This window comes from Paracoccus sp. (in: a-proteobacteria) (assembly GCF_030536915.1).
Classification (GTDB): Bacteria; Pseudomonadota; Alphaproteobacteria; order Rhodobacterales; family Rhodobacteraceae; genus Paracoccus.
In genome coordinates, this window is the sequence record NZ_JAUNPC010000003.1 from 33,705 (window position 1) to 46,829 (window position 13,125).

15 protein-coding genes, 1 tRNA gene and 1 pseudogene are annotated in these 13,125 nt (G+C 69.1%); 10 read left to right on the top strand and 7 right to left on the bottom strand.

The window, feature by feature from the left end:
- Positions 1–61: 61 nt before the first annotated feature.
- From Q4F04_RS01235 to Q4F04_RS01245, 3 genes are all read left to right on the top strand, one after another.
- Positions 62–754: a GntR family transcriptional regulator gene (locus tag Q4F04_RS01235; RefSeq protein WP_303368019.1), complete on the top strand. Its 693-nt coding sequence runs from the start codon at positions 62–64 to the stop codon at positions 752–754.
- A 4-nt stretch (positions 755–758) separates the two neighbouring features.
- A complete protein-coding gene (locus tag Q4F04_RS01240; protein WP_303368020.1) occupies positions 759–1,526 on the top strand; it encodes an SDR family oxidoreductase in 768 nt (255 codons plus the stop codon).
- Between the two features lie 472 nt (positions 1,527–1,998).
- Positions 1,999–2,088, top strand: a tRNA-Ser gene (locus Q4F04_RS01245).
- A 331-nt stretch (positions 2,089–2,419) separates the two neighbouring features.
- Here Q4F04_RS01245 and Q4F04_RS15980 read toward each other — a convergent pair.
- Positions 2,420–4,016: pseudogene (locus Q4F04_RS15980) on the bottom strand (HTTM domain-containing protein).
- On the opposite strand from Q4F04_RS15980, the gene Q4F04_RS01260 reads away from it, so the two are divergent.
- Positions 3,913–4,248, top strand: a complete 336-nt coding sequence (locus tag Q4F04_RS01260) for a DCC1-like thiol-disulfide oxidoreductase family protein (protein WP_303368021.1) — start codon at positions 3,913–3,915, stop codon at positions 4,246–4,248. The pseudogene Q4F04_RS15980 and the gene Q4F04_RS01260 overlap by 104 nt on opposite strands.
- Positions 4,249–4,299: 51 nt before the next feature.
- Here the strand turns inward: Q4F04_RS01260 and Q4F04_RS01265 are convergent, their stop codons facing one another.
- The 4 genes from Q4F04_RS01265 to Q4F04_RS01280 form a co-directional block, all read right to left on the bottom strand.
- Complete coding sequence (locus Q4F04_RS01265) at positions 4,300–4,488, bottom strand: hypothetical protein (protein WP_303368022.1); 189 nt, start codon at positions 4,486–4,488, stop codon at positions 4,300–4,302.
- Positions 4,489–4,617: 129 nt separating this feature from the next.
- Positions 4,618–5,325, bottom strand: coding sequence for an anti-sigma factor (locus tag Q4F04_RS01270; RefSeq protein WP_303368023.1), 708 nt, complete (start codon positions 5,323–5,325; stop codon positions 4,618–4,620).
- Between the two features lie 51 nt (positions 5,326–5,376).
- On the bottom strand, positions 5,377–5,565 hold the full coding sequence (locus Q4F04_RS01275; RefSeq protein ID WP_303368024.1) for an RNA polymerase sigma factor: 189 nt from the start codon (positions 5,563–5,565) through the stop codon (positions 5,377–5,379).
- A 27-nt stretch (positions 5,566–5,592) separates the two neighbouring features.
- Positions 5,593–5,868, bottom strand: coding sequence for a sigma factor (locus Q4F04_RS01280; protein ID WP_303368025.1), 276 nt, complete (start codon positions 5,866–5,868; stop codon positions 5,593–5,595).
- Between the two features lie 89 nt (positions 5,869–5,957).
- On the opposite strand from Q4F04_RS01280, the gene Q4F04_RS01285 reads away from it, so the two are divergent.
- From Q4F04_RS01285 to Q4F04_RS01295, 3 genes are all read left to right on the top strand, one after another.
- A complete protein-coding gene (locus Q4F04_RS01285; protein ID WP_303368026.1) occupies positions 5,958–6,350 on the top strand; it encodes a hypothetical protein in 393 nt (130 codons plus the stop codon).
- Positions 6,347–6,655 carry a S8 family serine peptidase gene (locus Q4F04_RS01290; RefSeq protein WP_303368027.1) on the top strand — a complete coding sequence of 103 codons (309 nt, stop codon included), beginning with the start codon at positions 6,347–6,349 and terminating at the stop codon, positions 6,653–6,655. Before Q4F04_RS01285 ends, Q4F04_RS01290 begins: the two co-directional genes overlap by 4 nt.
- A 97-nt stretch (positions 6,656–6,752) precedes the next feature.
- A complete protein-coding gene (locus Q4F04_RS01295) occupies positions 6,753–7,301 on the top strand; it encodes a cysteine hydrolase family protein (protein ID WP_303368028.1) in 549 nt (182 codons plus the stop codon).
- Positions 7,302–7,460: 159 nt separating this feature from the next.
- On the opposite strand, the gene Q4F04_RS01300 is transcribed toward Q4F04_RS01295, so the two are convergent.
- Positions 7,461–7,907, bottom strand: coding sequence for a YaiI/YqxD family protein (locus tag Q4F04_RS01300; protein ID WP_303368029.1), 447 nt, complete (start codon positions 7,905–7,907; stop codon positions 7,461–7,463).
- 408 nt (positions 7,908–8,315) lie between these two features.
- On the opposite strand from Q4F04_RS01300, the gene Q4F04_RS01305 reads away from it, so the two are divergent.
- The 3 genes from Q4F04_RS01305 to Q4F04_RS01315 all read left to right on the top strand — a co-directional run bounded on the left by Q4F04_RS01305 (position 8,316) and on the right by Q4F04_RS01315 (position 12,345).
- Entirely contained in the window at positions 8,316–9,683 is a 1,368-nt protein-coding gene (locus Q4F04_RS01305) for a malonyl-CoA decarboxylase (protein ID WP_303368030.1), read from the top strand.
- Positions 9,684–9,704: 21 nt separating this feature from the next.
- Entirely contained in the window at positions 9,705–11,213 is a 1,509-nt protein-coding gene (locus Q4F04_RS01310) for a malonyl-CoA synthase (RefSeq protein ID WP_303368031.1), read from the top strand.
- Positions 11,214–11,439: 226 nt separating this feature from the next.
- On the top strand, positions 11,440–12,345 hold the full coding sequence (locus tag Q4F04_RS01315; RefSeq protein ID WP_303368032.1) for a polyprenyl synthetase family protein: 906 nt from the start codon (positions 11,440–11,442) through the stop codon (positions 12,343–12,345).
- Positions 12,346–12,348: 3 nt separating this feature from the next.
- Here Q4F04_RS01315 and Q4F04_RS01320 read toward each other — a convergent pair.
- On the bottom strand, positions 12,349–13,125 hold a 777-nt coding region (locus Q4F04_RS01320), incomplete at its 5' end, for a phytoene/squalene synthase family protein (protein ID WP_303368033.1).

Sequence of the window (13,125 nt, forward strand, 5' to 3'; positions counted from 1 at the left end):
AGTGTGATCTCAGATCATACTGCGGATCGATTTTCCGCCTGTCAACCACCGGAGGTCGCCCATGAACGACCTGAACATCCAGCCGCTTGCCCCCCAGCCCTCGCTGACGGAACAGGCCTATGCCGCCATTGCCCGGATGCTTCTGGACGGCACGCTGAAGCCCGACAGCCAGACCTCGATCCGCGAACTGGCCGGAGAGCTGAACGTCTCGCCCATGCCGGTGCGCGAGGCCGTGGGCCGGCTTGTCGCCCAGGGTGCGCTCGCGGTCCGCAGGAATCGGGCGGTCGAGGTGCCGCGGATGACCGAGGACGAGTTCCGCGAACTGACCCGCACCCGCATCCTGATGGAATGCGAGGCGGCGCGGCTTGCGGTGGACAGGATCACGGACAGCACGGCCGGGGAACTGCGGGCGCTGCACGAGGCGTTCCGGCTGGAAATGACCGGGGGCAGCCGGGCGGATGCCCTGATGCTGAACCGCCGGCTGCATTTCACCCTTTACGACGCCGCATCCTCGCCCACCCTGCGGCAGTTGATCGGCATGGCCTGGCTGCGCGCGGGACCGCTGATCTCGCTGGACATCGGCCCCACCGCGCAGAGCGACCGGGCCGGTCACTCGATCATCGCCCACGGACACCTGATCGTGGCAGTGGCCGCGCGGGACCGCGATGCCGCGGCCGAGGCGATCCGGTCCGACATCTCGGTGGCGGCAGAGGCCATTCTCGCGCAGCGGGATTACTTCAACAGGAAGGAATGACGGGATGAACCTTGAACTGGACGGCGCGCGGGTGATCGTCACCGCGGGCGCCTCGGGGATCGGACGCGCCATCGTTGATGCGTTCCTTGCGGCGGGCGCCCGCGTCGCGACCTGCGACATCGACGCCGAGGCGCTTGCGACATTGCCGCAGGACGTCATTTCGCACCCCGTCGATGTGTCCGACGCCGGCGCGCTGCGCAGCTTCATCAAGCAGTCCATCGCCGCGCTGGGCGGCCTCGACTGCCTGGTGAACAACGCCGGGATCGCCGGCCCGACCGGCCGGATCGAGGACATCGACCTCGCCGACTGGAGCCGCACGCTGGACGTGGTGCTGACCAGCCAGTTCGTGGCGGCCGGCAGCGCCGTTCCCGCCCTGCGGGAAAGCGCCAACCCCTCGATCGTCAACCTGTCATCCGTGGCGGGCCGGGTCGGCTTCGCCCTTCGCACCCCCTACGCGGCCGCGAAATGGGGCGTGATCGGCCTGACGAAATCGCTGTCGATCGAGCTGGGAGAGGACAATATCCGCGTGAACGCGATCCTGCCCGGCATCGTCTCGGGCGACCGCCAGCGCCGCGTGCTCGAGGCCAAGGCGCAGCTTCGCGGCCAGAGCTTCGCCGAGCTTGAGGCCGAGGCCTTCCGCTACACCTCGATCAAGGAATACGTCCCCCCGCAGGCGATCGCGAGCCAGGTCCTGTATCTGGCCTCGCCGCTGGGCAGGTTCATCTCGGGGCAGAGCATCTCTGTCTGCGGTGACACCCGCATGCTGGCCTGAGACAGGGAAGAACGCCCGTATGACAGGGGCGGATGGCTGCACCCGCGCGTTGTGCAGGCGAGGGACAAGACCTCCCTGCCCTTCGCTGCCTGGCCTGGTGACAGAAACGGCCACGCGCCACCTGCTCTCCGCTGCCTGCGCCGGACCTCTCCGCAAGTCGGGGTTCTTTTCCCATCCCGCCCATCTGCAATCCCGCCATGCAGGCCTGCCTTCCGATCATGGCCAGACAGCCTTTGTCCGCCCCGGCTTTCCAGATGGCAGCGCCTTGCGATCGCGGGTGCGTCCGGCCACCGGCGGCACGGCATCATGCGCAAGCCCCCCTTTGCGCACGGAAGCATCGCCCGGCATGACAGGGCATCCTGGGCCGCATCTGCCTTGGCAGCAACGGTCCGGGTCCTCCTTGCCGGTTTCCGGGGCGGCACAGAGAAAAAGCCCTTGTTCCTCTTGGCCTCCTGCTGCTAGACCCCCCGGCGGAGATGTGGCCGAGTGGTCGAAGGCACACCCCTGCTAAGGGTGCAGGCGGGAAACCGCCTCGAGGGTTCGAATCCCTTCGTCTCCGCCACCGTTTTTCCACATTGATTTCAGCAGCCTGCGAGAGCGCTGTTCCACGCTGGTCGCGCCACCTCGGCCGATCCAGCCGGGACCCAATCAGCGGCCAATTGAAGGCCCCGGTGCGGGCGCGCCGGAGCCCCTTGGGGATCAAGGATCAGAGATGCAGCAAACGGGCATGACGTCCAGGCGCCGGACCTGCATGGTGTTCCGGTTATGTGTCCTGGTCGATCCTGAACTCGTGCAGGCAGATTGGCAGTCCTGCCTTCGCTGCCGCGCTTGTTCATCCTGATCCGGCTGCAAGTCCGTCACGATGCGCCGCCGGGCGACCACGCGGCGCGTCCTCAGTCCGGGCCGCGGGCCATGACACCATCCCCGACTGCGGCAATGACCTTGGGCCACCGGTTGTCCGCCACGCCCCAGTGCGGCGTTTCAAGCGGCAGGACCCAAGGATCGGCGGCAAGCAGGTTTCTTTGCACACCTGAAAGATCAACCTCGGGGTCGATGAATATCTGGCAGGGGCGGCCGTTCAGGGATTTGCAGATTTCGGCATGAACCGAGACCTCCCTGCCCGTCTCGGTCCATATGTCAGCCAGGTGATGGGCGAACTGGAGGATCAGGTCAGACCGGACGATCATCTTGTCGGTCTGTCGGGGTGTCAGGAAGCTGTCGGGATCGACGCGCCAACTGTCCCCGCTTGTGCGGTCGGTGACGACAAAGGCGCCTACCGCCTCGCGCTCATAGATCTGCATCCGCCAAGAAAAGCGGTGGCCGTCGCCGCTCCACCGGGTTTCGGACTTAAACAGCGCGCCGCGGATCGGCAGCGCCAGTTGAACCGCGATCCAGAGGGTCATCGCCAGCATGGCCAAGGGGGAAAGGCGATGCGCGGCACTGGCCGCGGACGGTGCAGGCCGGGGACGCCCTGACAGGCGAGCGGCCAGGCGGGAGGGCCAGTCGGGCGCAAGGAAGATGGTCGAGGCCGCAGTGGTCATCCAGGGGAAGATGCCGGTGTTGAAGAAGAAGGCATTGGCCCCATGGAAGGCGCAGTAAAGCAGGAAGACAGGCAGCCGCGTTCTGCGTTGCAACAGCAGCGGCGCTCCCAGCACATGCAGCGCGATCACCGCCCAGCAGGCCAGCACGATCAGCCAGTCCTGCTGGAACAGCGGCGCGATCCACGTGCCTTCGGTCCGCTCGCGCAGCCACAGGCCCAAAGGCTCTCCGCGCAGCCAGTCCGGCGTCAGTTTCACCTGCCCGGCATAGACCAGCATGATCCCGGTCTGGGCGCGCAGGATGGCGATGGCGGCACGGGGAACCGTCCGGTCCCGCCGCGGCCGGATCAGCGCGTCCAGCGACCACCCGCGCGGCGGGCAGCACGCACAGCAGCGCCGCGCAAAGGATCGCCAGGTAGAAGTGGTTGAGGTATTCGGCCGCATCCAGCACGAAGAAATAGCCGAAAAGCAGCGTCAGCGCGACGATGGCAAGGCGGTGGAACAGCCCCAGCATCACCATCAGCGCGGCAAGCCCGACGCCGAGCCAGGCGAGATGCAGCCACGGCTCGGGCAAGGGCGCCACCCAGCCGAAGCCGGGATAGGAAAAGTGGAAATCCGGCGCAACCCAGTCGCGCCAGACCCGGTCATCCCGGATGAAGCGCCAGCAGTCCCAGGCCAGCAGGGCGCCGAAGAGGATGCGGAAGACGGCGAGCGACTGCGCCGGAACGGCTTGTGACACGCGGGCCGCCAGGTTGTTCATCGCGGACATCGCGGCTTTTCCCTGCCTTGTGATGGAATCACGGGGCGGACCGGATGTTATTCCCACCGCAACGGAAGAAGGCTGCGACATGGCCGAGGCGCTGGAAATCCAACATGACGGCGACTGCCCTTTCTGCAGCGCCCATGTGCGGATGCTGAACCTGCGCCGGACGGTCCGGCGCATCGAGCTCATCGACGCGCGCTCGGGCGATCCGCGGGTGAAGGCGCTGGTCCGGGCGAAGGTGGATCTCGACGCGGGCTTGGCGGTGCGGCATGGGGCGCGGCTTTATCACGGGGCCGAGGCGGTGCAGTTGCTGTCGGTCCTGTCGGAAGGCCGGGGCGTCATGCAGGCGGTGCTGTATCCTGTCCTCCGGACGGGCCGCGGGCTGGTGCTGAGGCTGCTGAACCGGCGCGGCCTGCGCTGACGAGGGACAGGAGCGTCAGTCGCCCGGTCGGCACGCCTGCAAGACACCGGATCAATCGTCATCGTCAGCCCCGCGCAGCCCGCGGTTGCGCCTGCGGCCGTCGTCATCATCGCCGGCATGCACGCAGCCGGTCCGGGTCAGGATGAGGCGGTTCAGGAGCCGTCCGGCCTGATCGGCAAGGGCTGGGGCGGCCGCGCCTGCCAGCAGCGCGGCGGGGGTTGCGGCTTTCACGATCCGCATGATCTGCTCCTGTTCCAAGGCGGCTCCGGTGCCGCAGACGCATCACGCGGCAGAACGGCGGTTATTCCCGGTCACTTGGCCCTCTGCCTGCGGAAAGCAGGCCGACATGGAAGATCCGGGGGCGAGGCATCAGGGCCGTTGCGCCAGCAGCGCCGCCTCCTCCTCGGGGCCGAGCGGCGCGCCCGCGGCGCTTTCGGCCAGAAAGGCGTCAAGCGCCTCGATTCCGCCCGAGGCCGGAACATAGCCCTCCGCCTCGGTCATACTCATGGTGAAACGACGCGACCAGCCGTCGTCCTCGCGGCAGGCGATCATCAGGGTCGCGGTCCCGGCGGAACGGGTCTCGTATTCGCGGCAGAGCGTTTCGCCCGCCATCAGGAACGAGGCGATCATCACGACGCTTTCGCCGCCCGGCAATCCGCGGCTTTCCCCCGAGGCAAGGCCGTTAAGTGCGGCAAGCTGCGCCTCGGACAGCCCGGGTGCCGGGCCGCCCCACTGCCACAAGCAAAGCCCGACGACTGCCGCCGCAAGCGCCGCAGCGATCGCGCCCAAGGGACGGCGGTTGTGATTGGGGGGTGGGGGGACGGATGGAGGCCGGGGAAAAGGCGTGGCGGCGGGCGCGGTTCCGGCAGCCCGGACCCGCACGATCAGCGCCGCATCGTCGGCCAAGGGATGGGGCGAGGCCGCCGCATCCCGCAGGACGCGCCGGGTTTTGGTGAAGACCCGCAGCCGCGCCTGCAACCGGGGGTCCCTGGCCAGCGCGGCCCGGACCTCGCGCGACTGGCGGGCTTCCAACTCGTCATCGACGAAGGCCATCAGGATCTCGTCAGTGATCTGCATCTGCGGCTCCTCGGCAGACACGGGGGATCACAAGGGCATATGCGCGGGCTTTCATCTTATTCCCAGCTTTTCGGCCGGGGCCAGCCAATTGCGGGACAGGCGGCTCATCACCGTGCCGCGCGGGATGCTCAGGACCTCGGCCGCCTCGGCAGAGCTGAGTTCATGGATACCCACGAGTTCCAGCACCTCGCGCTGCTCGACCGGCAGGTCCTGCATCGCCGCATCCGTCGCCCGCAGCATCAGCCGCGCCTCGATGCCGCTGTCGCCCTAGACGGGCAGGGCCTCGGGCATTTCGAAGACATCCACCTCGGCCCCCCGCGTCCGCTGCCGGCGCGTCAGGTCGATGAAGACGTTGCGCCTGATGCGGAACAGCCACGGCTCCAGCCGCAGGGCGGGGTCGTAGCGGCCGGCTGCCAGGATCGCGCGCTCGACGGTGGTCTGCACCAGGTCGTCGGCCACATCCGCGCGCGGGGCCAGCGACAGCGCATAGCGCCGCAGCGCGGGCAGCAGCCGGATCAGCGCCTCGCCGGACGCCGGATCCATGACACCCTCCGGACCGGCCGCTTTAAGATCGGGAAGATTTTACGTTCCCAGTCGTAGCGGTCGGTGAATGCAAGAAAAGAGGCAGGTTCATGCGCGTGATCCTGTTGATCCTGCTGGCCGCGATCATGGCGCTGACGGTTCAGCCGCGTGTCGATGCAGAGGGGCTGTGGCTGGCGGCCCCGGCCTTCGCGGACGATGACGACGACGGGCCGCGCCGGCGTGCGGTGGCGCCCGCGCGCCCGATCCCGCTGCCGCAGCGCACCGAGAACGAGGTCCTCGCCCGCGGCCTGTCCGAACAGGATTTCGCGGCGCTGCAGCAGGGGGACTTCACCTTGCTGGAACAGGGCGCCCTTTGGGGCGGCGACAGCATCGCCCGTCTTCGCAAGCCCGCCCGCCTGACCATGGACGAGGCGCTGGCCGCCGTCCGCCAACTTGCGCCCGCAAGGGAATCGACTGCCCCGCGCGTCAGGTCATCGCAGTGACGGCCGTGGACCGCAACCGCCGGGTTTATCGCCGCGCCAACCGCGGCCCGCATATCGACCTCGCCGCGCCGGGCGTGGATGTCTGGACCGCCGCATCGGTCCGTTGCTCGCGCACGAAGACCGGCACCTCCTATGCCGCGCCCTTTGTCAGCGCCGCCGCCGCGCTGCTGCTGCAGGCAGAACCGTCGCTGACGGGACCCGAGGTCAGGGCGCGCCTGGTCGTGCAGGCGCGGGACCTCGGCGCCGAGGGGCGCGACGACATCTTCGGCTGGGGCCTGCTCGCGCCGCCGGGGGGATGCCCGTGAAGGCGGACCCTGCCCCGGAATGGCGGGTAGGCACGGCCCGCCGCCGCGGCTATCGTCCGGTCATCGGCAGGATGAACAGGACATGAAAGGTCAGGCCATGAGCAAGCGCGCCGTTGTGGTGATCGATATCCAGAACGACTATTTCCCGGACGGGAAATACGAACTCGTCGGCATCGAGGAGGCCGCGGCGAACGCAGCCCGGGTGATCGATGCGGCCCGCGACAAGGGCGACCGGGTCATCCATGTCCGGCACATCTTCCCCAGCGACGATGCGCCCTTCTTCACCCCCGATTCCGAGGGCAGCGAGATCAACCCCGCAGTCGCCCCGCAGGAGGGTGAGACCGTGGTCGTGAAGAACCATCCCAACCCCTTTCTCAAGACCGATCTCAAGAAGATCCTCGACGACGGCGGGATCGAGGAGGTCGTGGTCGTCGGCGCGATGAGCCACATGTGCATCGACGCCACCACGCGGGCGGCCAGTGACTATGGCTACCGGACAACGGTGGTGCAGGATGCCTGCGCGACGCGGGATCTGGAATTCGGCGATGTGACGGTCCCGGCGGCCTCGGTCCATGCGGCGATGATGTCCGCGCTGGGCTTTGCCTATGCGACGATCACCCACACCGACAGCTACGTCCGCCAGTAGCCGCAAGGCCGGGGGCCGGGGAAAGCGGCGGAACAGCCGCTCAAGGGCCGGCCATGGAACCGGCACATCACAGGCGCAGGTTCCATGGCCTTGCCCGAAAGCCTTGGCGGCTCCGGCGTCGCTTGGCGACAGGCCCTTTCCTGGTCAGGGGCATTACGCTCAGCGGGCGGCGCGCCGGGCCGCCCGTTCCAGCGCATCAAGAAAGCGCGACCTGTCGGCGCGGGTGAACCCCCGCCCCTGTCCCTGCCGGAACGGATCGGCGGCGCGCAGATCGGCCATCAGGTCGCGCGTGGCAAGGACATTGCCGATGTTCCCGGCATTCAGCACCTCTCCATCATGCTTGAGGACCTCTGCCCCCGCGGCCACGCATCTCGCCGCCAGCGGGATGTCGCCGGTGATCACCACATCGCCGGGACCGGCGCGGGCGGCGATCCACTTGTCGGCCTCGTCCGGGCCTTCCGGCACGATCACGGTCTCGACAAGGGGATTGGCCGAGGGCCTGATGCCGCCGTTCGAGACGATCAGGACGCGCAGCCTGTGCCGGGTGGCGACACGCTCGACCTCTGCCTTCACCGGGCAGGCGTCGGCATCGACGTAGATCGGCATGGGCAATGACCTTTCCCGAATCGAACGGCTTCCGGTGTTGGCGGGCCGCGCCCTTGATGGTGGCAGATGCACCGGCTTCCTGCCCGCCGCAAGCGGCGCCACGACGATGGGGCGACCCGTGCAGGGCCAGCCCTGCCGCCCTCAAGACGCAACCCGTCAGCCGCCCCATGGCCGGATCAGGACATCGCATCCGGCACATGGCCGCGCCACCGGATCGCGGGTTCTGCCGCTGGACGATGGCGTGACCGCCCGCAGCCGCCATCCCCTGCCCCATCGCGGGCGCGGCCTTCTTCCGCTGGCCTGTCCGCTCTGGCAGGCTGGTCACGGGGGTGGCAGCCGTGGTTCTGTGACCCTTCTTCGTCATGCCGCCGGGCCGGTCCCGCGTCCCGGCCCCCAAAGGAGGATGTGGTGACCAGGACCGAGCCTGCACGCCCGCCGCGCTCTGCCTTTCTGGGCGAGCTGTTCGAGCAGCTGACCGAACGCGGCCGGCGCCTGCTCGGCCGGCGCGACGGGGATCGCGCGGTCGAGGCACTCGACCTTTCCGAACTGGCCGAACTGCTGCTGTCGCGGCGCGGCGAGGCCTCGGGGGTGGCGCTGGCGCGGGCGCTGATGTCGGCCTTCGAGCAGGCGGACGAAGACGCGCGGCTTGCCTTTCTGCAGACCCTCGCCCACCGCTTCGGGCCGGATCTGGACGCGGTCCAGGCGGCGCTGGCCGCGGTGCAGGCCGATCCCGCGTCCGCCGAGGCCGTCGAGGCGCTGCATATCCTGGCCGAGCCGCGCCGGCAGGAACTGCTGCGGCGGCTGAACCTCGCGCCCGGCGGCACCGCCGCGCTGGTCCGCATGCGCGAGGGGCTGCTGCGCCACCTGCGCGACCATCCCGAACTGCGCCGGGTGGACAGCGACTTCCAGCATCTTTTTGCCTCGTGGTTCAACCGGGGCTTCCTGGTGCTGCGCCATATCGACTGGACGACGCCCGCCAATATCCTGGCGAAGATCATCCGCTACGAGGCCGTCCACGAAATCCGCAACTGGGACGACTTGCGCAACCGGCTGGAACCCACCGACCGGCGCTGCTACGCCTTCTTCCACCCGCAACTGGCGGACGAGCCGCTGATCTTCGTCGAGGTCGCGCTGACCGAGGCGATCCCCGACAACGTGGCATCGCTGCTGGCGCTCGACCGCCAGCCGATCGAGGCGGAACGGGCCAGCACGGCGGTGTTCTATTCGATCTCGAACACCCAGCGGGGTCTGGCGGGCGTGTCCTTCGGCAACCTCCTGATCAAGCAGGTGGTCGAGGATCTCAAGGCCGAGCTGCCCGACATCCGCAGCTTCGTCACCCTGTCGCCGGTGCCGGGCTTTGCGGCCTGGCTTGCGCAGCAGCGCGAGGACGCGGGCTCTGACCTGCTGACCCCGGCCCAGCGCGATGCCTTCGCCCTTCTGGACAGCCCCGGCTGGCATGGGGACGCGCAGGCGGTGGAAAGCCTGCGCGCGCCGCTTCTGGCTGCCGCTGCCACCTATTTCCTGCGCGCCCGCGACGCCAAGGGCCGGGTGATCGACCCGGTGGCGCGCTTCCACCTCGGGAACGGGGCGCGGCTGGAACGGCTGAACTTCCCGGGCGATCCTTCCCCGAACGGGCTGCGGCAATCGCACGGGCTGATGGTCAACTACCTTTACGACCTTGACCGGATCGAGGCGAACCACGAGGCCTTTGCCGAACGAAGCACCGTCGCCGCCTCGGGCGCGGTGCAGCGCGCCCTGCCCGCCGCATCATCCTGACATCACCTGCCGGAGCCTGCCATGAACCTGTTCGAGACGATCACCCAGCGCGTCACCGACCCCGCCGCCATCGCCATCGAGACCCCTTCGGGCGAGCGCATCGCCTATGCCGACCTGATCGACCGCACCGGCCGGATGGCGAATGCGCTGGCCGCCTTGGGCGTCACCCCCGGCGACCGCGTGGCCGCGCAGGTGGAAAAGTCAGTCGAGGCGATCATCCTTTATCTCGCCACGGTGCGGGCAGGCGCGGTCTTCCTGCCGCTGAACACCGGCTACACCCCGGCCGAGGTGGACTACTTCCTGACCGACGCTCAGCCGCGCATCTTCGTCTGCGATCCCGCCCGCGAAGAGGCGCTGCGGCCGGTGACCGAGAAGGCCGGCGCCCGCGTCCTGACGCTGGACGCCGGGGGCCGGGGCAACCTGACCGATGCCGCCGCAGGCGCCGCCGGTGACTTCACGACCGTCGCGCGCGAGGATGGCGACCTGGCCGCGCTGCTTTACACCTCGGGCACCACGGGGCGGTCCAAGGGGGCGATGCTCAGCCACAGCAACCTCGCGTCGAACTCGCTGGCGCTGGTCGAGGCCTGGCGCTTCTCGCCCGGTGACGTGCTGATCCACGCGCTGCCGATCTTCCACACCCACGGGTTGTTCGTGGCCACCAACGTGGTGCTGCTGTCGGGCGCCTCGATGATCTTCCTGCCGAAGTTCGACGAAGGCCGCATCTTCGCGGCCATGCCGCGGGCAACCGTGCTGATGGGGGTGCCGACCTTCTACACCCGCCTTCTGGAAGACGCGCGGCTGGACCGGGAAACGACCCGGGGCATGCGGCTGTTCATTTCCGGCTCGGCCCCTCTGCTGGCCGACACCCACCGCGCCTGGCAGGCACGGACCGGCCATGCCATCCTTGAACGCTACGGCATGACCGAGACGAACATGAACAGCTCGAACCCCTATGAGGGCGAACGGATCGCCGGCACCGTGGGCATGCCGCTGCCGGGGGTCGAGATCATCGTCACCGACCCCGAAACCGGCGCGGAACTGCCGGGGGGCGAGATCGGCATGATCGAGGTGTGCGGCCCCAACGTGTTCCAGGGCTATTGGCGGATGCCGGAAAAGACGGCGGCCGAGTTGCGCCCGAATGGCTTCTTCGTCACCGGCGACCTCGGCCGCTTCGACGAGCGCGGCTACCTGCATATCGTCGGGCGCGGCAAGGACCTGATCATCACCGGCGGCTACAACGTCTATCCCAAGGAGATCGAGAGCGAGATCGACGCCCTGCCCGGCGTGACCGAATCGGCCGTGATCGGCCTGCCGCACCGCGACTTCGGCGAAGGCGTCACCGCTGTCGTCGTCCCGGCCGGCGACCAGACGCTGACCGAGGCCGATGTCCTGCACCCGCTGGAATCGCGGCTGGCAAGGTTCAAGCTGCCCAAGCGCGTGGTCTTCGTCGAGGAACTGCCCCGCAACACCATGGGCAAGGTCCAGAAGAACCTGCTGCGCGACCGCTTCGCGGACCTTTACCGCCCGTGACCGGCGCATCCTGCAATGGCAGGGCAGCGCCCCTGCCTTGCCGCCCGGCACGGCTTCGCCGGGATTGCCGCACCGCTTTCGGGCGGCGGTCCCCGCGTTCCCGGCGTGACGCTGCCACGCGCGGATGAAGCCTGCGGAACCTTCGGCCACCTTGCCGCTTTCCGTCCGTGCATCCTTGCCGCATATTCTGGATCAGATGTGCGACAGCAAGAACGGCGACGGTTGGATGGATGAAGAGTTCATGCGGGACGCGGCGAAACCCATCGACTGGCGCAGCGCCGTCGATCTGCGGCTGGCAGAGATTGCCCGGGGGTTCGGACGCGCCTCGCCCGATCTGGGGCGGGCGATGTCAGAGGCGGTGCTTGCACCCGGCAAGCGGTTTCGCGCCATGGTCCTGCTGATCGCGGGCGAGGCGACCGGCGGCGTCAGGCCCGCGCTGATCGACGCAGCCTGCGCGGTCGAACTGGTGCATACCGCCTCGCTTGTCTTCGACGACCTGCCCTGCATGGATGACGCGCAGGCGCGGCGGGGCCGCCCGACCACGCATCTCGTGCATGGCGAATGCCGCGCGATCCTTGCCGGCATCGCGCTGGTGACCGAGGCGATGCGGCTGCTTTCCACCGCCCGCGACGCCGACGCCGATACGCGCGCGCGCCTTGTGGCGGTGCTTGCCGGCGCGGTCGGCCCGCAGGGGCTCTGTGCCGGGCAGGACCTGGACATCCATGCGCCCAAGGACGCGGCGGGCATCCAGAAGGAACAGGACCTCAAGACCGGGGCGCTGTTCGTCGCCGGGTTCGAGATGTTCGGCCTGCTGCAGCGCCTGCGCGCGCGGGACATGGAAACGCTGGCGGCACTGGGCCGGACCCTCGGCCGCGCCTTCCAGTCCTACGACGACCTTCTTGACGTCCAGGCCGAGGCCGGGACGCTCGGCAAGGACACGGGCCGCGATGCCCAAGGCCACGGACCCGCGCGCGGTGTGCTGGCGATCCGCAGCCCGGCGCAGGCGCAGGCGCATTACGACGCGCTGCGCGCGGAACTGGACCTGCTGCTGGGGAACTGCGGCTTCGACAGCCTGCCGCTGGCCCGGCATATCGGCCGGGTCCTGCCGCGCCACGCCGTCCGCGCCGCCTGAGGATCACGCGCGCGGGCGGGTCCACAATCCGGCGCGCGAGGGCTTTGGGGGAAGGATGCGGGACCGGCCCGCATCCCCCAGCGCGGCCATCGCCAACCCGGCCTTGGCCGCGCCCGAGGTGCCGATGCGGCTATGGTAGGCTTCCGGCCCGCCCTTGCGGATGCGGGCGCCGATCGCCCGATAGATCCGCGCCGCCGCCGCGATCGACCAGGCACAGCGGGCGGGCAGCGCCGGAAGCCCTCCGAAGGCCGAGGCGTAGTAAGGCTCGGCCGCGTCCAGCAGGCGCAGGATCACACCGTAAAGCTCGGGCGAGGGGATGTCGCCGTCAACGGTGGCGCCGGCCTCCTCCAGCCAGTCGCCGGGCAGGTAGACGCGCCTGATCCGGGCGTCGTCGATCACGTCGCGGGCGATGTTGGTCAGTTGGAAGGCCAGCCCGAGGTCGCAGGCGCGGTCCAGCACCGCCTGGTCCCGCACGCCCATAACCCGCGCCATCATCACGCCCACGACCCCCGCGACGTGGTAGCTGTAGTCGAGCGTGTCGTTCAGCGTCCGATACTCGCGCCCCGCCACGTCCATGGCGAAGCCATCGATCAGGTCCATGGGCCAGCGGTCGGGAAAGTCATGCCGCCGCGACACCGCCCGCAGCGCGGCGAAGGGCGGGGCAACCGGGCTGCTTCCGTGCAGTGCCTCCAGCGTGTCCGCCTTGAGCCGCGCGAGCCGCTCGGCAGGGTCGCCGCCCGCCTGCGGCGCGCTGCCAAGCTCCTGCCCGTCCACCACGTC